A 19732-nucleotide genomic window follows, 5' to 3' on the forward strand; every position below is an offset into this window, starting at 1 on the left:
GCGATCCGTGCGGGGCGCCCCTAACCGGCGCTCCCGCCGGGCGGCGGCTCCAGCCGGTCCGCACGCGCCCGCAGATAGCGGGCCTCGGGTGCGCTGAGCGTGCGGGCCGCCGCCCGCCGGTAGGCCGCACGTGCCGCCTCGCGGTCGCCGGCCCTGTCGAGCAGGTGCGCGCGTACGGCGTCCAGCCGGTGATGGCCGGCCAGCCGGTCCTCCAGCGCCGCCACGGCCGCCAGGCCGGCCCGCGGGCCTTCCACCATGGCGAGTGCCACCGCCCGGCTCAGCTCCGCCATCGGGTCGGGGGCGCGGCGCACGAGGAGGTCGTACAGGGCGAGGATCTGCGGCCAGTCGGTGTCCTCGGCGCGGCGCGCCTCGTCGTGCAGCGCCGCGATCGCCGCCTGTAGCTGGTACGCACCGGCCGGGCCCTCGGTCAGGGCCTCCTCCACCAGGGCCGTGCCCTCGCGGATGGCCGCCGGGTCCCAGCGCCCGCGGTCCTGCTCGTCGAGCGGGACCAGCTCGCCGTGCGGCCCGCTGCGGGCGGGGCTGCGGGCCTCGGTGAGCAGCATCAGGGCCAGCAGGCCGGTCACCCGCCCGTCCCGGGGCAGCAGCGCGCGTACGGCACGGGTCAGCCGGATCGCCTCCCGGGCCAGGTCGGCTCGGTGCAGATCGCTGCCGGACGTCGCGGTGTACCCCTCGTTGAAGATCAGGTAGAGCACCTGGAGCACCGCGGCGAGCCGGCTGTCCCGGTCGGCGGGGCCCGGCTGCCGGAACGGCACACCGCGCACCTTCTGCTTGGCCCGGCTGATGCGCTGCGCCATCGTCGCCTCCGGCACCAGATGGGCGCGGGCGATCTCGGCCGTCGTCAGCCCGCCGACGGCACGCAGGGTCAGCGCGACCTGGGCGGCGGGTGACAGCTCGGGACGGCAGCAGAGGAAGAGCAGGGTGAGCGTGTCGTCGGCGGCGGGCGCCCGGCTCTCCCCCGGTGGTGGGGCGGTGAAGGCGTCGCGGGGTGTGAGGGCGGCCGCCCTCTCCTCCCGTCGCTGCCGTGCGGAGTCGCTGCGCAGCTGGTCCGTCAGCCGCCGGGACGCGGTCCTGATGAGCCATCCGCGCGGATTGCCGGGCACCCCGCCGGCCGGCCACTGCTGGGCCGCGGCGAGCAGTGCTTCCTGGACGGCGTCCTCCGCCGTGTCGAAGTGGCCGTAGCGGCGTACGAGCGCGCCGAGGACCTGCGGCGCGTGGTGGCGCAGCAGGTCCTCGATACCGGTCGGTCCGTGGTTCAAACGGTCCCTCCTGCCCGGGGCGTGTGCGTCCTACGCGGGGGCGCCCGAGGTCTCGCCGCCGTCGTCGATCGGTCGGATCAGCACCGGGTAGACGGGGGCACCCTCCGGCTGCGGGCACTCCTGGATACGCGCGGCGATCTCGGTGACCCTCTCCAGGCTCGCGCAGTCGAGCACCCAGTACCCCGCGAGCTGCTCCTTGGTCTCCCCGTAAGGACCGTCCGTGATCACCGGGCGGCCGTCGGGGCCCGGCAGCACCGCACGGGTCCTGGCGGGTTCGGTCAGGCCCTGGCCCTCGACCATCTCGCCGGACTCGGCCAGATCGTTGTTGAGCCCTTCCATGAAGGAGAACATCGCCTGCACGTCCTTCTCACTCCAGGCCGGGCTCCCGGCCGACGGCTTGCCGGCCATGGCCTCGTAGTCGGCCTGCGAGCCCTGAACCATCACGAGGTACTTCATGGTGTCGCTCCTCGGCTTCCGGTGCCGCCCCTTGTGGGCGACTCTCACAGGGGACGTCGGAGCCGGGGACCGGTTCTCGACACCACGCGGGAGGTTTTCCGAAATCACTCCGCCGCGCAGGTCCGGAAGCAGCCCCCGTAGAGTTCGGCTGCGTCGTCCCGCCAACCCCGAGGTACCGGCTGTGTCCCCCGCATCACCCGCACCCGCCGTCCCGGCGCCCGTCCCCGCCGTGAGCGTCGTCGGCATCGGTGCCGACGGCTGGGCCGGCCTGTCGGAGACCGCGCGCGCGGTGCTCCTGGAGGCTGAGGTCCTGATCGGCGCCGAGCGCCAGCTGGGGCTGCTCCCGCCGGAGTGCGCGGGTTCGCGGGTGCGCTGGCCCTCACCCCTGCGGCCCGCCGTGCGCGGCCTGCTCGCCGCGCACGCGGGCAGCAGGACCGCCGTGCTGGCCAGTGGCGACCCCATGTTCTACGGCATCGGCCGGGCCCTCGCCGAGGAACTGGGCGCCGGTGCGCTCCGGGTGCTGCCGCACCCGTCCTCGGTGTCGTACGCCTGCGCCCGGCTCGGCTGGCCGGTGGAGGACACCGAGACCGTCACCCTCGTCGGCCGTCCCACGGCCCGGCTGGCCGGTGCCCTGCACGAGGGGCGCCGGCTGCTCGTGCTGTCCGCCGACGCCACCACGCCCGCCGCCGTGGCCGCCCTGCTGCGGGAGTCCGGCTTCGGGCCCAGCCGTATGCGGGTGCTCGAACAGCTCGGCGGCACGGCCGAGGACTGCCTGGACGGCTCCGCCGACACCTGGGAGCACCCGCCCGGGGACCCGCTCAACGTCATCGCCGTGGAGTGCCGCAGCGCCCCCGGCACCCTGCGCCTGGGAGCTGTCCCCGGACTTCCCGACGAGGCGTACGAGCACGACGGCCAGCTCACCAAGCGCCATGTCCGGGCGGCCACGCTCGGCGTGCTGGCGCCGGCCCCCGGTGAGCTCCTGTGGGACGTCGGCGGTGGCTCCGGATCGATCGCGGCGGAGTGGATGCGGACCCACCCGTCCTGCCGCGCCGTCACCGTCGAACGCGATCCGGTACGGGCGGGGCGCATCACCCGTAACGCGGCCCGGCTCGGCGTCCCCGGGCTGCGTGTGGTCACCGGCCGCGCGCCGGACGCCCTGGCCGGGCTTCCGGTGCCCGACGCCGTGTTCATCGGCGGCGGGCTGACAGCGCCCGGGCTGCTCGAAGCCTGCTGGGACGCGCTGCCTCCGGGCGGCCGGCTCGTCGCCAACACGGTCACGCTGGAGTCGGAGGCACTGCTCGCCGAGTGGTACCGACGGCTCGGGGGTGACCTGGTCCGGCTCGCGGTGGCCCACGCCGTGCCCGTAGGCGGGTTCACCGGGTGGCGTCAGGCCATGCCGGTCACCCAGTGGTCCGTACAGAAGACCCCGCACGCTCCAGGAGACGACAGATGACCGTGTACTTCATCGGCGCGGGACCCGGCGCCGCCGACCTGATCACGGTGCGGGGCGCGCGCGTCCTCGCCGCCAGCCCCGTCTGCCTCTACGCGGGCAGCCTGGTGCCGCGCGAACTGCTCGCCGCGTGCCCGCCGGACGCCCGGCTCGTCGACACGGCCCTGCTCGACATCGACCAGATCACCGCCGAGCTGGTGCGGGCCCACGCGGCGGGCCACGACGTGGCCCGGCTGCATTCGGGTGACCCGTCGGTCTTCAGCGCCGTGAACGAGCAGATGCGACGGCTCGACGAGGCGGACGTGCCCTACGAGGTGGTGCCCGGGGTGCCCGCGTTCGCCGCCGCCGCTGCGGCGCTCAAGCGGGAGCTCACCGTGCCCACGGTCGGCCAGACCGTGATCCTCACCCGGATCGCCCAGCGGGCCACCGCGATGCCCGAGGGGGAGGACCTGGCCACGCTGGGCCGCAGTGGTGCGCTGATCGTGCTGCACCTCGCGGCGCGGTACGTGGACCGGGTGGTCGACGAGCTGCTGCCGCACTACGGAGCCGACTGCCCCGCCGCTGTGGTCGCCATGGCCTCGCGCCCGGACGAGATCGTGCTGCGCGGCACGCTGGAGTCCATCGCCGAGCAGGTCAAGGCGGCGGGAGTGATCCGCACAGCCGTGATCATGGTCGGCCGGACTCTGGGCGCCGAACAGTTCCGCGACAGCCACCTGTACTCGCCGGACCGGGACCGCCACACCTGCTGACGGGCGGGCGGAGGGCGGCGGCTGCCCGCCGCCTTCCGCTCATCGCGGCTCGCTGCGCCCCACGACGGCCCCGGCCCGGTCGATACAGATCACGTCCACGGCCACCGGAGCCCCCCGCAGGACGGACAGCGCCTGGTCCCGGGCCGCGACAGCGACCAGATCGCCCAGCGGTACGCCGGCCGCGGTGCACAGCTGCAGCGCGGCGAGGCCGGTGTTGGCGGTCTCGATCTCCGCAGCCAGCGCCTCGTCGGCACCGCCCTGCCGCGCCAGCCGTGCCAGGAACGGCTTGTCGACCTGGGAGCGGCCCGAGTGCAGGTCCAGGTGGCCGGCGGCCAGCTTGGACAGTTTGGCGAACCCGCCGCAGACGGTCAGGCGCTCCACCGGATGACGGCGCACGTACTTCAGCACCGCGCCGGCGAAGTCCCCCATGTCCAGCAGGGCGATCTCCGGCAGGCCGTACTCGGCCACCACCGTCTTCTCGGAGGTCGAGCCCGTGCACCCCGCGACATGCCGGTGCCCGGCCGCGAGTGCCACGTCCACCCCGCGGCGGATCGAGTCGATCCAGGCGGAGCAGGAATACGGGACCACGATGCCGGTGGTGCCCAGGATCGAGATGCCGCCCAGGATCCCCAGGCGGATGTTCCACGTGAAACGTGCGATCTCCTCGCCGTCGTCCACCGAGACCGTGATCTCGACGTCGCCCGTGCCACCGTGCTCCGCCGCCACCCGTGCGACGTGGTCCCGCATCATCTGGCGGGGGACGGGGTTGATCGCGGGTTCCCCGACGTCGAGCGGCAGGCCTGGCAGGGTCACCGTCCCCACGCCCGGGCCGGCCCGGAACACCACTCCGGACCCCGCGGGCAGCAGCCGGACGGTGGACCGCACCAGCGCGCCGTGGGTCACGTCCGGGTCGTCGCCCGCGTCCTTGACCACTCCTGCCGTGGCCCGCCCGTCGGCGAGCTCCTCCACCGCCAGCGCGAAGGCGGGTGTCTGGCCCCTGGGCAGGGTGATGGACACCGGGTCGGGGAACTCGCCGGTCAGCAGGGCCGTGTACGCGGCCGTGGCCGCCGCCGTCGCGCAGGCCCCGGTCGTCCAGCCCGGCCGCAGACCGGTGTGCTTGAGTTGGGCGGTGCGCCCGCCCTGCGCCTCACTGCTCATGGATGGACCGATCCGATGCCCTTGCACGTACTCGTCCTCGGCGGCACGACGGAGGCCCGCCGGCTCGCGGAGTCGCTGGTGACCGTGGACGGGATCCGGGTGACCAGCTCGCTCGCGGGACGCGTCACCCAACCGAGACTGCCACCCGGTGAGGTGCGCGTCGGCGGCTTCGGCGGGAGCGAGGGCATGGCCGACTGGCTCCGCGCACACCATGTGGATGCGGTCATCGACGCCACCCATCCCTTCGCCGGAACGATCAGTTTCAACGCGGCCTCGGCCGCTGCCGCTGTCCATGTTCCCCTGCTGGCGCTCCGGCGGCCCGGCTGGGTGCCCGCCGAGGGCGACCGGTGGCACTTCACGGACTCCCTCGAGGGTGCGGCCGGTCTGCTGCCGGGGCTGGGTTCACGGGTCTTCCTGACGACAGGGCGCATGGGTCTGGCCGCGTTCGCCGCACTGGACGCCCTGTGGTTCCTGGTGCGCTCGGTGGATGCCCCGGACGCCCCGCAGCCGGCGCGGACGGAAGTGCTGCTGGACCGTGGACCGTTCTCCCTGGAGGGTGAGCGGGAGCTGATCCGGCGGCACCGCGTCGACGTGCTGGTCACGAAGGACAGCGGGGGCGACGCGACCGCCCCGAAGCTCACCGCCGCCCGCGAGGCCGGAATCCCGGTCGTGGTGGTCACACGCCCGCCGGTCCCCGCCGGGGTACCGGTGGCCGGGACGCCGGAGGAGGCCCTCGTCGTGCTGCGGGACCTCACGGGCACCTGATCCGGTGGCGTGAGGCCGGCTCGGAGGCGCGTACGGCGGCTCCCGCGCGTGGCCGGTCAGACGCCTGTACGGCCGTCGAGGCGCTCGCGGAGGAGATCGGCGTGACCGCAGTGGCGGGCGTACTCGCCGATCATGTGCGTGTAGATCCACCGCAGGGTGACCCGGCCCCCCATGAACGGGCAGGTGTCGTCGAGGGCGCGGCCCGCACAGTTCTCCCTGGCCCGGGCCACCTCCGACTGCCAGACGGCCCGCGCCTTCCCGTACGTCGCGTCCTCGGCCAGGTCGAAGCCCCCGTCGGTGCCCTTCGGGTCGGCCTCAGGGGCATGGATCGGCGGTACGTCCTCCTGGGCGAGGACCCGGCGGAACCAGTTCCGCTCGACCTCCGCGGCGTGCTGGACGAGGCCCAGCAGGGTGATCGCCGACGGTGCGGCAGCCGGCTCCCGGAGCTGTCCGTCCGGGAGGCCCTCGCACTTCTGGTCGAGCGTGACGCGGTAGAAGTCGAGCCAGCTCTCCAGGGAGGTCCGCTCATCGGCATCGAGGGGAGGCATGTGGCGTACGGGGGTGCTCATGATCCGCATCGTGGCACGAGGGTCCGACAACCGGTCCGGTCCGCTTGCCCGGCCCGGCTGTCAGAGGGCGTCACTAGCGTGGGGTCCGACCCACTCGCCGGCGTCGCGCATCGGGCGTGACGTGAGCTCAGGAGCCGTGCATGCAACCCACGTTCGCCGATTTCTCCGTCACGCCGGCTCGTGTGTCCAACTGCGGCACGACGTACGAGGCGTGCCACGCCGGCTCCTCGCACCTGGCGATGAGCGCCGGTGCCCGGGTCACGCTGGAATTCGAGGTGGACGCCGAGGAGGAGATCGGTGAGGCGACGCTCAGGGTGACCGCCCTCGTGTCCAAGCTGGGCGCCTCTCCCGGACACTCCCCGGTCGACCTGGTGGTCAACGAGTACCCGCTCGCCCGTGGACTCACCGTGCCCGGAGGCGGCGATCTGCCGCAGGACAACGTGTTCGCGGTACCGGGCAGGCTGCTGCGGCCGGGCACCAACACCCTGGAGATACGCACGGCGGACGACGCGCGCAGCATGCTCTGGCTCTACCGCGTGACGCTCGACTCCGTCTACGAGCGCGGCCGTTCGGAGCGTGCGATGGCGGCTGACGCGGCCCGCAACACGGTCTTCGCCTACACGACCGAGCGCCGTGAGCCCTTCACCTCGTCCTGGAAGCCCGGCCCCCGGCTGCTGTTCCACGTGGACCGGGGCGAACAGTCACTGCCCGCGCAGCTGGGCTGGCGAGGGGCGGACGGCGCGGAGTCGGCGATCAGCTTCCAGTCGAACATGTCCGACTTCCACGGGCACCACCGGGCCGCCGACGGCGCACTCGCGGAGTTCCGCGGCAGGATCAGCGGACGCTGGGCCTTCCCTGAGGGCACCGAGGACGCACACGTGCACCGGTTCGGGACGGAGGAGGGGTGGGGCGGCGACTGGCACAGCTCCGGTGAGCTGCGGCTGCTCGTGGACGACGGCTCGGGACCCGTCGAGCGGGTGACCTGGCGTGACCAGCGGGGCAATTCCGGCGTGGCCGGGCTGCGCCTCGGTCCGGGTGGGGCGAGTTCCCCGGTGGACGTCACCGCGGACGCGTCGGTGGCCGGCGCGAGCGACGAGTACGTCGCCGCCGGGGAGACCGCGGACCGTCTGCTCGACTCCTCACAGGAGAAGTGGCTGGCGGGCGATGCCCGGGCCTGGGTGGAGTTCCGGCTGGAGCGCCCCGTCACCCTCACCTCGTACACGCTGACCTCGGCCGACGACTTCCCGCAGCGGGATCCCCGGGACTGGCTGCTCCACGGCTCGGCGGACGGTGAGCGCTGGACCCGGCTGGACTCCCGGGCGGGGGAGACTTTCACCCGTCGCTTCGAGGCCAGGACGTTCCGGATCGACGGGGCCCCGGCCGGCCCCTTCACCCGCTATCGGCTCGACATCACCGGCAACGGGGGAGCGGACGAGATACAGCTGTCCGGCGTGCGGTTCGCCGGCGTCGGACCGGTCGATTTCAGCGGCTACTACCAGCGGCACGACGAGGGGCCCATCGGCTACCGGGGAACAGCGGTCGACGTGCCGCCGATCCCCGCCGCGCGGGCGGAGAAGGCTGCTGAGGGGGTCCGGCTCGCGGAGGAGGCAGAGCAGGCTGCGCGGCTCGCGGAGGAGCTCGACCGGGCGGCCCGGAGCCTGGCCGAAGCGGCGCGGTCCATGGGCAGGACGGCCGCCTGGGTCCGGGACCGCTGACCGGCCGCCCCGGACGGCGGCCGTCGCGACGGCGGCCGTCCGGGGCGTACGCACGTCCGGGGCGTACGCGCGTCCGGCGTCGGGCTGTCGTGCTGCAGCTCCGCCGTGTGCGCCGCGACGGCCTCGTCAGTCCTCCGGGTAGCGGCGCGGCGTCCAGACGATCTGCTCTCCGTCGCCCCGTCGCACCCACCGGGTCTGCGAGGAACCGACGATGAGGATCGTCCGCATGTCCACCTCGTCCGGGTCCAGATCGGCCAGCCGCACCGTGCGCACGCTCTCCGCCGGCCCGCCGACGTCGCGGCCGAGCACCACGGGCGTGTCCGGGGAGCGGTGTTCCAGCAGCAGGTCGCGGGCCTTGCCGACCTGCCAGGTCCGGCTGCGCGAGCCGGGGTTGTACAGCGCCATCACCAGGTCGGCCGTGGCCGCCGCGCGCAGCCGCCCGGCGATGACCTCCCACGGCTTGAGCCGGTCCGAGAGCGAGATGGTGGCGTAGTCGTGACCCAGCGGCGCACCCGCCCGGGCGGCGGCGGCGTTGGCGGCGGTCACCCCGGGCAGCACCCGCACCGCGATGTCCGCGTAGGCGTCCTGCGAGGCCACCTCCAGCACGGCCGTCGCCATGGCGAAGACCCCGGGGTCGCCCCCGGACACCACGGCCACCCGGCGCCCCCGGCGTGCGAGGTCGAGGGCGAACTCGGCGCGCTCCGACTCGACCTTGTTGTCGGAGCCGTGCCGTTGCTGGCCCGGCCGCACCGGGACCCTGTCGAGATACGTCGTGTAGCCGACCAGGTCGTCGGCGGCGGCCAGCGCCCCGCGTGTCTCGGGCGTCAGCCACAACGGCCCCGCCGGCCCGGTCCCGACCACGACGACCTCGCCGGAACCGGGTGCCCGCTCCGGCCGGGGCGCGTCGATCCGGCTGGGCAGCACGGCGACCGCGAAGTACGGCACGGTGTCCGCGTCGGTGTCCGCCAGGTCGCCGGTCCGCTCGCCGGCCATGGTGGCGCGTTCGACGTAACGTGCCTCCGGCAGCCGGCCGGACGCCTCGAACGCACGGCGCACGGCGGGGAAGGTCCGTCCCAGCTTCATCACGACGGCGGAGTCGGTGGACGCCAGACGCGCCGTCAGCTCCTCCTCCGGAAGCGTGCCCGGGAGGATGGTCAGCACCTCCTCGGCCTCGACGAGCGGGGTGCCGAGACGGGCGGCGGCTGCGCTGACCGAGGTGACGCCGGGAACGACCTCGGTGTCGTACCGGTCCGCGAGGCGCTTGTGCATGTGCTGGTACGAACCGTAGAAGAGCGGGTCCCCCTCGGCCAGCACGGCGACGGTGCGCCCGGCGTCCAGGTGCACCGCGAGGCGGGCCGCGGCCTCGGCGTAGAACTCGTCCAGAGCTCCCCGGTAACCGCCCGGGTGGTCCGTGGTCTCCGTCGTGACGGGGTAGACCAGCGCCTCCTCGATGTGGTCGGCGCGGATGTACTGCGCCGCGATCGAGCGGGCGATGGAGCGGCCGTGCCGGGCGGAGTGGTACGCGACGACGTCGGCCTCACCGATGACCTGCACGGCCCGCACGGTCATCAGGGCCGGGTCGCCCGGGCCGAGCCCGACGCCGTAGAGCCGTCCGGTGCTCCGGGTGCCGTCGGTGCGCTGCTGCTCGGGCACGCTCACTCCTCCTCGCTGGCGATCGCGTTGAGGGCGGCGGCGGCGATGGCGCTGCCACCGCGCCTGCCCCGCACGACGAGGTGCTCCAGCCCGGACGGGTGGGCGGCCAGGGCCTCCTTGGACTCGGCGGCGCCGATGAACCCGACGGGCACACCGATGACGGCGGCGGGGCGGGGGGCGCCCTCCTCGATCATCTCCAGCAGCCGGAAGAGCGCGGTGGGCGCGTTGCCGACAGCGACGACCGCGCCCTCCATCCGGTCCCGCCACAGCTCCAGGGCGGCGGCGCTGCGGGTGGTCCCGAGCCGCGCGGCCAGTGCGGGGACGGCGGGGTCGGACAGGGTGCAGATCACTTCGTTGTCCGCGGGCAGCCGCTTGCGGGTGACGCCGCTCGCGACCATCGCGACGTCGCACAGGATGGGCGCACCGGAACGCAGGGCCGCTCGGGCGTCGGCCACCGCGTTCGGCGAGAAGGCGAGATCGCGTACGAGGTCGACCATGCCGCAGGCGTGGATCATGCGGACGGCGACCTGGCTCACATCGGCGGGCAGCCCTGCCAGATCCGCCTCCGCGCGGATGGTGGCGAAGGACTGGCGGTAGATCGCCGGTCCGTCCTTCTCGTACTGGTGCACAGTGCTGTCGCTTTCTTCGTCGAACAGGTCGAACAGGTCGAACAGGGAGTGGTGCGGGGCCGTTCAGGCGCTCGGGCCCCGGGCCGCCGCAACGGCTGCGGCGAGCGCGTCCGGGTCGTCCCGGACCGTGGCCACGGCCACGGCCGTCCGGTCCGCCCGGACGTGGGAGACCCGGTGCCCTCCGGGGGTGGCGACCACGTCGATCCACTCCCCGTGCGGGTGGCCGCAGCGGCGTTCACAACCGGACCAGTACACAGGGAGCCGTCCGGCCGGTCCGACGGCGGCCCCCGCCTGGGCCCGCACGTCGGCGAGCGACTTCACGCAGCCGGGCTGCCCGATGCAGGCCCCCACACCGGCCCACGGGGAACCCGGCCCCGTGATCAGACCGGCTGCGGAGAGCTCGTCCAGCAGGCCGTCCGCGCGGTGGGCCGCGATGCCGGTGACCACGGCCCCGCGCCAGGGCGTGAGCCGCAGCTCACCACCGCCGGACAGCAGCCGCCACTGTGCCGGGTCCAGCCGGCCCAGCGGTACGCCCACGGACAGTGCGTCCCCGTGGCGGGTGCCCGGGACACGGCCGTGAGCGGGGGGAGACGCGGCCAGGGGGCGGGGACGCTGCTCCGGGGAGCACCCGGGAACGGTCTGCCGCAGCCGTCGTGCGACGTCGGCGGACAGTGCGTCCCGCGTCTCCCCGGGCAGGTCCTTCACCCGCCAGGCGCCGGTGGCGCGGGCCGCGTCGAGGAAGGCGTCGGCGGCGGTCAGAGCGGCGCGCGGGCCGTCCGCCGAGGGCACGCGCAGGACGGCGTCACCGGTCCCGACGCGCAGCAGGGCGCTGCCGTCACCGTCGCCCACGAGGGTGAGGTCGGCGCCGAGGGCGTCCACGTCGCCGCGGCCGTCGTCGAGTGCGAAAAGGAAGCGTCCGGACAGTGCTGTGGTGCTGTCGCTCGCGCACAGGAGGCGGTCGAGCCCGGTCAGCCAGGGTCTGATGTCGACGGTGCCGAAGCCGTCGAGTCCGGACAGCGGGGACGCGACCACATTGCGGACCCGTTCATGGCGCGCGGAGGGCAGCAGCCCGGCCCCGTCCAGCAGCCCGGCCAGTTCGGCGCCGCAGTCCGGGGCGAGCCCGCGCAGCTGGACGTTGCCACGGGAGGTGAGATGCAGCTCACCGTCGCCGAAACGCTCGGCAGCCGACCCCAGCACCCCCGCCTGACGGGGTGTCAGCACCCCGCCCGGTATGCGGATCCGTGCCAGCGCACCGTCGTCCGCCCGGTGCAGGCGCAGCGCCCCGGGGCAGGCGTCACCGCTGCTCCGGGCGCGCGCACCGCCCGGAGAGGGGGACGGGAGGGGGGAGGCGGACATGGCGGCGAGCATACCGACCGTGACCGTGGCACACCCCTGCGGTCACTGTGACCTACGGGACACCCGCTGCCACCGCGGCCGGCGCGGGGGCCGTCTGGTCAGGACCCCCCACCCGCGGCCTACTATGCCTAGCGGCGGTCCGTTGGGTCCGCCATCGCCATACGGCGACATGGGAGGAAGCCCGGTGAGATTCCGGCGCGGTCCCGCCACTGTGAGCCCGGCCCCGCGGCCGGGTGAGTCAGGAACTCCCATCCCCGACTCCCGGTTCCGACCGGGGCAGGGGAGACCCCAATCCGACACCGCCCGGGGCGTGGACACCCCGGGGAAGGACTGACGCCGCATGATCCTGCTCCTGTCGACGTCCGACACCGACCTGCTCAGCGCCCGCGCCTCGGGCGGCCCGGTCGGCTTCCGCTACGCGAACCCGTCCCGGCTCTCCGTCGAGGACCTGCCGCAGCTCCTGGACGGCACGGATCTCGTCGTCGTACGCCTCCTGGGCGGTGTCCGTGCCTGGCAGGACGGACTGGACCAGGTGCTGGCCACCGGCCGGCCGGTCGTCGTGCTGACCGGTGAACAGGCTCCCGACGCCCAGCTGATGGCCGCCTCGACCGTTCCCATCGGCATCGCGGCGGAGGCACACGCCTACCTGGCGCACGGCGGCCCCGCCAATCTGGAGCAGCTGGCGCGCTTCCTCTCCGACACCGTGCTGCTGACCGGCCACGGCTTCGAGCCGCCCGCCCCGGCCCCCGCGTGGGGACCGCTGGAGCGGACCGCCAGGGACGTCAGCGGTCCGACGGTCGCGGTGCTCTACTACCGCGCCCACCACATGAGCGGGAACACCGGCTTCGTCGAGGCGCTCTGCGCGGCCGTGGAGGACGCGGGTGCCCGCCCGCTCCCGCTGTACGTCGCCTCGCTCCGCACGCCGGAGCCCGAGCTGATCGACGAACTCCGCGCCGCCGACGCCATCGTGACGACGGTTCTCGCCGCCGGAGGCACGAAGCCCGCCACCGCCTCGGCGGGCGGTGACGACGAGTCATGGGACGCGGGCGCCCTCACCGGCCTCGACGTACCGGTCCTCCAGGCGCTCTGCCTCACCAGCCCGCGCGCGGCCTGGGAGGAGAACGACGAGGGCGTCTCCCCGCTGGACGCGGCCACCCAGATCGCCGTCCCCGAGTTCGACGGGCGTCTGATCACCGTGCCGTTCTCCTTCAAGGAGATCGACGAGGACGGTCTGCCGGCGTACGTCGCCGACCCCGAACGGGCCGCCCGGGTCGCCGGCATCGCCGTGCGCCACGCCCGGCTCCGCCACATCCCGGCCGCCGAGAAGCGGATCGCGCTCGTCCTGTCGGCCTACCCGACCAAGCACTCCCGCATCGGCAACGCGGTCGGCCTCGACACCCCCGCGAGTGCTGTGGCCCTGCTGCGCAGGCTCCGGGCGGAGGGCTACGACTTCGGTCCGGAGGAGGACATCCCGGGCCTGGTCTCCGGGGACGGTGACGAGCTGATCTACGCGCTCATCGAGGCGGGCGGACACGACCAGGAGTGGCTGACCGAGGAGCAACTGGCGCGCAACCCGGTCCGGATCCCCGCCGCCGACTACCGCCGCTGGTTCGCCACGCTGCCCGCCGAGCTCCGCGCGTCCGTGGAGGAGCACTGGGGTCCGGCGCCCGGCGAGATGTTCCTCGACCGGTCCCGCAACCCCGAGGGCGACATCGTGCTCGCCGCCCTGCGCCGCGGGAACCTGCTGATCCTCATCCAGCCGCCGCGCGGCTTCGGCGAGAACCCGATCGCGATCTACCACGACCCGGATCTGCCGCCCTCGCACCACTATCTGGCCGCCTACCGCTGGATCGCCGCGTCCGCCGAGGACAACGGATTCGGCGCCGACGCGATGATCCACCTCGGCAAGCACGGCAACCTCGAGTGGCTGCCGGGCAAGAACGCCGGCCTGTCCGCCGCCTGCGGTCCCGACGCGGCGCTGGGCGATCTGCCGCTGGTCTACCCGTTCCTGGTCAACGACCCGGGCGAGGGCACCCAGGCCAAGCGCCGGGTGCACGCCACCCTGGTCGACCACCTCGTCCCGCCGATGGCGCGCGCCGACAGCTACGGCGACATCGCCCGCCTCGAACAGCTCCTCGACGAGCACGCCCAGATCGCCGCCATGGACCCGGCCAAGCTCCCGGCCGTCCGCGCGCAGATCTGGACCCTCATCCAGGCCGCGAAGCTCGACCACGACCTGGGCCTGGAGGACCGGCCGGAGGACGAGGGCTTCGACGAGTTCATCATGCATCTCGACGGCTGGCTCTGTGAGATCAAGGACGTCCAGATCCGCGACGGCCTGCACGTCCTGGGCAGCGCCCCGGCCGGCAAGGACCGCGTCAACCTCGTCCTCGCCGTCCTGCGGGCCCGCCAGATCTGGGGTGGCACGTCCTCGTTGCCCGGACTGCGCGAGGCACTCGGCCTGGACGAGTCGGCGGCCACCCGGACCGCCGCCGACGCGACCGAGGAGCAGGCCCGTGCTCTCGTCCAGGCCATGGACGACGCGGACTGGGACCCGGCCGCCGTCGCCGGCGTGGCCGAGGGCCACCCGCGGGCCGTCGCCGACATCCTCGGCTTCGCGGCCCGCGAGGTCGTGCCCCGCCTCGCCGCGACGACCGACGAGCTCGACCACGCCGTCCACGCGCTGAACGGCGGCTTCGTCCCGGCCGGCCCGTCCGGCTCACCGCTCCGCGGCCTGGTCAACGTCCTGCCGACCGGACGCAACTTCTACTCCGTCGACCCGAAGGCCGTCCCCTCCCGCCTCGCCTGGGAGACCGGCCAGGCCCTCGCCGACTCGCTCCTGGAGCGCTACCGCGCGGACAACGGCGACTGGCCGACCTCCGTCGGACTGTCCCTGTGGGGCACCAGCGCGATGCGCACCGCAGGCGACGACATCGCCGAGGCCTTCGCCCTGCTCGGCGTACGCCCCGTCTGGGACGACGCCTCGCGCCGTGTCACGGGCCTGGAGACGATCCCGTACGAGGAGCTGGGCCGCCCCCGCGTCGACGTCACGCTGCGCATCTCCGGCTTCTTCCGCGACGCCTTCCCGCACACCATCGGCCTGCTCGACGACGCCGTACGCCTGGCTGCCTCCCTCGACGAGCCCGCCGAGCAGAACTACGTGCGCGCCCACACGCAGGCGGACCTGGCCGAACACGGTGACGAGCGCCGTGCGACCACCCGCATCTTCGGCTCCCGGCCGGGGACGTACGGCGCCGGACTGCTCCAGCTCATCGACTCCCGCGACTGGCGCACGGACGCCGACCTCGCCGAGGTGTACACGGTGTGGGGCGGTTACGCCTACGGCCGTGAGCTGGACGGACGCCCGGCCCGGGAGGAGATGGAGACCGCTTACAAGCGGATCGCGGTGGCGGCGAAGAACACCGACACCCGTGAGCACGACATCGCGGACTCGGACGACTACTTCCAGTACCACGGCGGCATGGTGGCGACCGTACGCGCGCTGAAGGGCACGGCGCCCGAGGCGTACATCGGCGACTCGACCCGCCCCGAGACGGTGCGCACCCGCACGCTGGTCGAGGAGACGTCCCGGGTGTTCCGCGCCCGGGTGGTCAACCCGAAGTGGATCGAGGCGATGCGGCGCCACGGGTACAAGGGTGCCTTCGAGCTCGCCGCGACGGTCGACTACCTGTTCGGTTACGACGCGACGACGGGAGTGGTCGCCGACTGGATGTACGACAAGCTCACCGAGACGTACGTCCTGGACCCGACGAACCGGGAGTTCCTCCAGCAGGCCAACCCCTGGGCCCTCCACGGCATCGCGGAACGCCTGCTGGAGGCCGAGTCCCGGGGGATGTGGGCGAAGCCCGACCCGGCGGTGCTCGACGCCCTGCGCCAGGTGTTCCTGGAGACCGAGGGTGACCTGGAGGGCGAGGACTGACGGGCGGCACCGTCCGGAGGACTCTCCGGACGGTGCCCCGGTTCCTGCCTTGCCGCCCCCGCGCGCCGGGTCCAAGCTTGGTGGCATGGGTGACCGAGCAGGCCGTGCGCCGCTCACTTCCGTCCAGCAGGCGTTCCGCCTGATGGAGGTGGCCGGGGCGCACGAGAGCGGCGTGCCCGCCGAGCGGCTGGCGCGGGAGGCGGGCCTGCCCATGGACGGGGTCCGCGAACTGCTGTGGAGCTTCACCCAGGACGGCTACCTCCGCAGGCTCGACGACGGCGCCTACGTGCTGGGCGACAAACTCCACGGCGGGCACTCCGCGCAGGACCTGGTCAACCGGGTCCGCCCGGCCCTGGCGTCACTGCGGGACGACCTGTCCGCCGCCGCGTACCTCACCTTCTACGAGGACGGCGAGATACGGATCGCCGAGATCGTCGACGGCCCGAAGGCGCCGAAGGTCGATCTCTGGGTGGGCTTCAAGGACGCCGGACACGCCACGGCCCTGGGCAAGTGCGTCCTGCGCGAGCTGGACGAGGAGGCGCGCCGCGACTACCTGGCGCGGCACGACCTCGCCGACCTCACGCCGCGCACGATCACCCACCGGGACGAGCTGATCCGGCAGCTCGAGTCATCGGCGTCGGCACCGGTGATGATGGACCGGGAGGAGTACGACCAGGGCACGACGTGCATCGCCGTCCCCGTCCGCAGCGGCGACAGGCTCGGGTCGCTCGGGGTGTCCTTCCGGGCGGACCGGATGTACCGCACCCGGCAGGTCAGGGAAAGCCTGCTGGCCTCGGCGAACCGCGTGAGCAGAGGGCTCGCCCTCGATCTCTGATGTCCCCGCGCCTCCGGGACGCCGGCCCGACCGGTCAGGAATCGAGAAGCGCACGGCACCCGGGCCGTTCTGGCTTCGTTCCATGACCTCCCTCGCATCCGTCACCCTCGAGGTGGACGACCCCGCCGCCGCCGGACAGTTCTACGCCGCCGCCTTCGGTCTGGGCAGCCGGTCGCGCGTGCGGGCACCCGACGGGGCGCTCCGGAAGATCGCCACCTCGGCGAAGAAGGACAAGGGCCCCGACACCCGGGAGATCGACCGCTTCGTGCTCCTGCCGGGTGCGGAGGACGTGCTCGCGAGCAAGCGGTTCCACGTCGGCCGCGGACTCACCGTCGGCAAGAGCTTCGGGCCCGGGTACGTCGAGTTCGACACCCCGTCGAGCCCCGTGACGCCGGGGCTCCACGGCCGACGTGCGCCGGCGAAGGACGCCGGGGTGGCGCCCGACGGCACCGGCTCGCACCGGATCGCGATCGACAGCGGCCCCTTCACCGACCCGGACGGCTTCGAGTGGCGGAGGACCTCGGGCTGAGCCGGGCGCGCCCACGGCCGCCGAGCGCGCCGGGGCGAGGGCGCTGGGCAACCCGGCACGGGCATGGCACCATCGCGCACGTGACGAGCAGACCCACCGAGGCGCAGCACCTGCGTGATCTGGCGCTGCTGCGCCGCGTCCGTGACCGGATGGACCGGGAGTACGCGCAGCCGCTGGACGTCGAGGCCCTCGCCCGGGGCGTGAACATGTCGGCCGGACACCTCAGCCGCCAGTTCCGGCTCGCCTACGGCGAATCACCGTACGGCTACCTGATGACCCGGAGGATCGAACGGGCGATGGCGCTGCTGCGCCGCGGCGACCTCAGCGTCACCGAGGTCTGCTTCGCGGTCGGCTGCCAGTCGCTGGGCACCTTCAGCACCCGCTTCACCGAGCTGGTCGGCATGCCGCCCGGTGCCTACCGGCGCCAGGCGGAGAGCGGGGCGGCGGGGGTGCCCCCGTGCGTGGCGAAACAGGTGACGAGACCGGTCAGGAATCGAGAAGCACGCGCCACGGAGCCGCCGCTAGCGTGAGCGCCATGGACATCACCATCAACACGAGCGTGCTCCCGCACGACGACCCGGACGCCTCCCTGGCCTTCTACCGCGACACCCTCGGTTTCGAGGTCCGCAGCGACGTCGGAAGCGGCACGATGCGCTGGATCACGGTCGGCCCCGTCGGCCGCCCCGGCACATCCATCCTCCTGGCGCCACCGGCCGCCGACCCGGGCATCACCGAGGAGGAGCGCCGCACCATCGTCGAGATGATGGCGAAGGGGACCTACGGCTGGATCCTCCTGGCGACCGAGGACCTCGACGGCACCTTCGAGAAGCTGCAGGCCGGCGACGCCGAGGTCATCCAGGAGCCGACGGAGCAGCCCTACGGGGTGCGCGACTGCGCGTTCCGCGACCCGGCGGGCAATCAGATCCGCATCCGGGAACTGCGCTGAGCCCCGCGCCCCGCGGCCCGTCCGGGTCCCGTGCGTGACGGCGCCCCGGGGTACCCGGCCGCTTCCGGGTCGGGTGCCCCGGGGCGCGGGCCCGGCTCAGCGGTCTTCCTCAGCCGTTGCCGCCGGTCGCCGGGGCGGGGAAGGCCGCGGACCGCTCGATCAGGCAGTTGACCGTCTGGTCGCCGTGGGATTCCACGGGCGTGGCGTAGTGGCCGACCGCCCAGAGGTCACCGGAGCCGCCTGCCGGTGCCAGGTCGTAGAAGGTGTACGACGGCCACGCGGTGTCGCCGTCGGGTGCCGGCGCGGCGGCCTCCTTCGTCCAGGTGGTGCCGTCGAAGGGCCGGAGGTCCGGGCGCCCGTAGTCGGTTTCGGACCGGTCGCCGCCGGCGACCCACAGACCGCCGTGGCCGTCGGGCGCGAGGGCGTGGACGTGGAGAGCGGAGAGGTCACCGGTGACGTCCTCCCAGGCGGAGCCGTTCTCGCCGGAGAGGGAGACCTCCCAGCCGGACGGCTCGGCCGCGCCCGCGCCGTCGGCGGTGAGCAGGGCGGGGAGAGAGCCAGGGAGACGGCCGCAGTGCGCAGAAGGCGCCGTGCACGCATCGGTGCGTGTTCCTTCGCAGTGGGAGAGGGCTTCCCCGGCGCGCCTTCGGGAACGTCCCGCACCGGCGCGGACGACGCCGACGGCTCAACCGGCGTGCTGCTGGAGGCCCTTCGGGAGCCGCCTGGAGCCGTCATTTTGATCACAACACCATGACGAACTGCTGTTTATCTCCGAACTACTTTCACTGAACCTTCACTTGATGTCATGCTGCTCCGCCTGTAGTCAGAACCAGCAGATGGAGCACGGTACATGTCCGAGACGCAGCCCAACACGGCGCTCAGTGCGAACGATCCCAGCCGTACGGGGGACGCCCTCGTGCCCGGCGCTCCCGGCGCCGTCCAGTTGCCCGGGCAGGCCATGAAGCGCCGGGGGCCCGTCGCCGTGTGGCTGGGCCTGACCCTCATCACTCTCGGGATCTACCAGCTGGTCTGGTACTACAAGATCCACAACGAGCTGCAGGAGTTCGACCGGCGCCAGACCCTGAAGCCGGCCGGCAGCATGCTGGTCCTGCTCTTCCTGGGCTGGACCGTGATCGCTCCGCTGATCTCCTTCAAGAACACCGGCCAGGCCATAGCGAAGGCGCAGCGCGCGGCGGGCCTGCCGGTGACGTGCAGCCCGGCCGCGAGCATGTGGCTGATGTTCGTGTTCGGCCTGAACGTCTGGTACATGCAGCGCCAGCTCAACCTGGTCGTCGACGCCTACCCCGGCGCCGCGCCGGGCACCCAGGTGTCGCTGGCGGGCTGACCGCCGCCGCCCGTAGGACCACGCGGTCACCGAAGGCCCCCGCCCCCCGTGGCGGGGGCCTTCGGCGCACCTCACCGCCCGCGCCCTCCCTCGTACCGATGACCCTGGGGGGCGCCTCGACCACCCGCCTTCCGGGTCTGGTTGTGCCGTCCTGGTATCCGGCTGGGCGGCCTCCCGCCCGGCGCGGGGTGGCGAGGAGTGGCCCCGGGCCGCGTCCGCGTGCGGTGGCGCCTCGGACTGATGTGCGACGGGTGAACATGCGGGCATCGCGATGCGCCGCGGTCCGGGCACCGGCACTCTGCTGGAGGTGCGGAGCAGCGGGGGACGCGCCGGCCGGCCGGGGCCACGGCTCCGGCGAAG

General features: G+C 73.7%; 18 protein-coding genes and 1 riboswitch. Of the genes, 11 read left to right on the forward strand and 7 right to left on the reverse strand.

The annotated features are described in order from the left end of the window. Window positions 1–20: 20 nt before the first annotated feature. Together ACHFIV_RS32660 and ACHFIV_RS32665 are read right to left on the reverse strand one after the other, a co-directional pair. A complete protein-coding gene (locus tag ACHFIV_RS32660; RefSeq protein WP_398976418.1) occupies window positions 21–1277 on the reverse strand; it encodes an RNA polymerase sigma factor in 1257 nt (418 codons plus the stop codon). A 30-nt stretch (window positions 1278–1307) separates the two neighbouring features. Beyond that, window positions 1308–1733, reverse strand: coding sequence for a YciI family protein (locus ACHFIV_RS32665; RefSeq protein WP_398976420.1), 426 nt, complete (start codon window positions 1731–1733; stop codon window positions 1308–1310). Window positions 1734–1914: 181 nt separating this feature from the next. Here ACHFIV_RS32665 and cbiE point away from each other — a divergent pair, with 181 nt between their 5' ends. Beyond that, the gene (gene cbiE / locus ACHFIV_RS32670) at window positions 1915–3186 is read left to right on the forward strand and encodes a precorrin-6y C5,15-methyltransferase (decarboxylating) subunit CbiE (protein WP_398976422.1); all 1272 of its coding nucleotides are present in this window, start codon (window positions 1915–1917) and stop codon (window positions 3184–3186) included. Further along, a complete protein-coding gene (cobM, locus tag ACHFIV_RS32675; RefSeq protein WP_398976424.1) occupies window positions 3183–3932 on the forward strand; it encodes a precorrin-4 C(11)-methyltransferase in 750 nt (249 codons plus the stop codon). The genes cbiE and cobM overlap by 4 nt, the downstream gene beginning before the upstream one ends. 39 nt (window positions 3933–3971) lie before the next feature. On the opposite strand, the gene ACHFIV_RS32680 is transcribed toward cobM, so the two are convergent. Beyond that, complete coding sequence (locus ACHFIV_RS32680; RefSeq protein WP_398976426.1) at window positions 3972–5090, reverse strand: cobalt-precorrin-5B (C(1))-methyltransferase; 1119 nt, start codon at window positions 5088–5090, stop codon at window positions 3972–3974. Window positions 5091–5111: 21 nt separating this feature from the next. Between ACHFIV_RS32680 and ACHFIV_RS32685 the strand changes: the two genes are divergently transcribed. After that, window positions 5112–5855, forward strand: a complete 744-nt coding sequence (locus ACHFIV_RS32685) for a cobalt-precorrin-6A reductase (protein WP_398976623.1) — start codon at window positions 5112–5114, stop codon at window positions 5853–5855. Window positions 5856–5911: 56 nt separating this feature from the next. Here ACHFIV_RS32685 and ACHFIV_RS32690 read toward each other — a convergent pair whose 3' ends face one another. Next, window positions 5912–6424 (reverse strand): DinB family protein, encoded by a 513-nt coding sequence (locus ACHFIV_RS32690; protein WP_398976428.1) that lies wholly within the window; start codon window positions 6422–6424, stop codon window positions 5912–5914. Window positions 6425–6564: 140 nt separating this feature from the next. Here ACHFIV_RS32690 and ACHFIV_RS32695 point away from each other — a divergent pair, with 140 nt between their 5' ends. Then, window positions 6565–8139 (forward strand): alpha-1,2-mannosidase, encoded by a 1575-nt coding sequence (locus ACHFIV_RS32695; RefSeq protein WP_398976430.1) that lies wholly within the window; start codon window positions 6565–6567, stop codon window positions 8137–8139. Window positions 8140–8265: 126 nt separating this feature from the next. Here ACHFIV_RS32695 and cobJ read toward each other — a convergent pair whose 3' ends face one another. From cobJ to cobG, 3 genes are all read right to left on the reverse strand, one after another. Next, the gene (gene cobJ, locus ACHFIV_RS32700; protein ID WP_398976432.1) at window positions 8266–9798 is read right to left on the reverse strand and encodes a precorrin-3B C(17)-methyltransferase; all 1533 of its coding nucleotides are present in this window, start codon (window positions 9796–9798) and stop codon (window positions 8266–8268) included. Continuing rightward, entirely contained in the window at window positions 9795–10421 is a 627-nt protein-coding gene (locus ACHFIV_RS32705; protein ID WP_398976434.1) for a precorrin-8X methylmutase, read from the reverse strand. The genes cobJ and ACHFIV_RS32705 overlap by 4 nt, the downstream gene beginning before the upstream one ends. Window positions 10422–10484: 63 nt before the next feature. After that, window positions 10485–11789: a precorrin-3B synthase gene (gene cobG / locus ACHFIV_RS32710; protein WP_398976436.1), complete on the reverse strand. Its 1305-nt coding sequence runs from the start codon at window positions 11787–11789 to the stop codon at window positions 10485–10487. Window positions 11790–11950: 161 nt separating this feature from the next. Further along, a riboswitch (cobalamin riboswitch) is annotated at window positions 11951–12025 on the forward strand. 92 nt (window positions 12026–12117) lie between these two features. Between cobG and cobN the strand changes: the two genes are divergently transcribed. The 7 genes from cobN to ACHFIV_RS32745 all read left to right on the forward strand — a co-directional run bounded on the left by cobN (window position 12118) and on the right by ACHFIV_RS32745 (window position 19372). Continuing rightward, complete coding sequence (cobN, locus tag ACHFIV_RS32715; protein WP_398976438.1) at window positions 12118–15717, forward strand: cobaltochelatase subunit CobN; 3600 nt, start codon at window positions 12118–12120, stop codon at window positions 15715–15717. Window positions 15718–15802: 85 nt separating this feature from the next. Further along, window positions 15803–16552, forward strand: a complete 750-nt coding sequence (locus ACHFIV_RS32720; RefSeq protein WP_398976440.1) for an IclR family transcriptional regulator — start codon at window positions 15803–15805, stop codon at window positions 16550–16552. An 82-nt stretch (window positions 16553–16634) separates the two neighbouring features. Then, window positions 16635–17081: a glyoxalase gene (locus tag ACHFIV_RS32725; RefSeq protein ID WP_398976443.1), complete on the forward strand. Its 447-nt coding sequence runs from the start codon at window positions 16635–16637 to the stop codon at window positions 17079–17081. An 80-nt stretch (window positions 17082–17161) separates the two neighbouring features. After that, window positions 17162–17611 (forward strand): helix-turn-helix transcriptional regulator, encoded by a 450-nt coding sequence (locus tag ACHFIV_RS32730; protein WP_398976445.1) that lies wholly within the window; start codon window positions 17162–17164, stop codon window positions 17609–17611. 5 nt (window positions 17612–17616) lie between these two features. Then, the gene (locus tag ACHFIV_RS32735; protein ID WP_398976446.1) at window positions 17617–18027 is read left to right on the forward strand and encodes a VOC family protein; all 411 of its coding nucleotides are present in this window, start codon (window positions 17617–17619) and stop codon (window positions 18025–18027) included. A gap of 424 nt (window positions 18028–18451) precedes the next feature. Continuing rightward, a complete protein-coding gene (locus ACHFIV_RS32740; protein WP_398976448.1) occupies window positions 18452–18781 on the forward strand; it encodes a hypothetical protein in 330 nt (109 codons plus the stop codon). Between the two features lie 96 nt (window positions 18782–18877). Further along, on the forward strand, window positions 18878–19372 hold the full coding sequence (locus ACHFIV_RS32745; RefSeq protein WP_398976450.1) for a DUF4234 domain-containing protein: 495 nt from the start codon (window positions 18878–18880) through the stop codon (window positions 19370–19372). The last annotated feature ends 360 nt before the right edge of the window (window positions 19373–19732 follow it).

This window comes from Streptomyces sp. ALB3 (genome assembly GCF_044385685.1).
Taxonomy (GTDB): Bacteria; Actinomycetota; Actinomycetes; order Streptomycetales; family Streptomycetaceae; genus Streptomyces.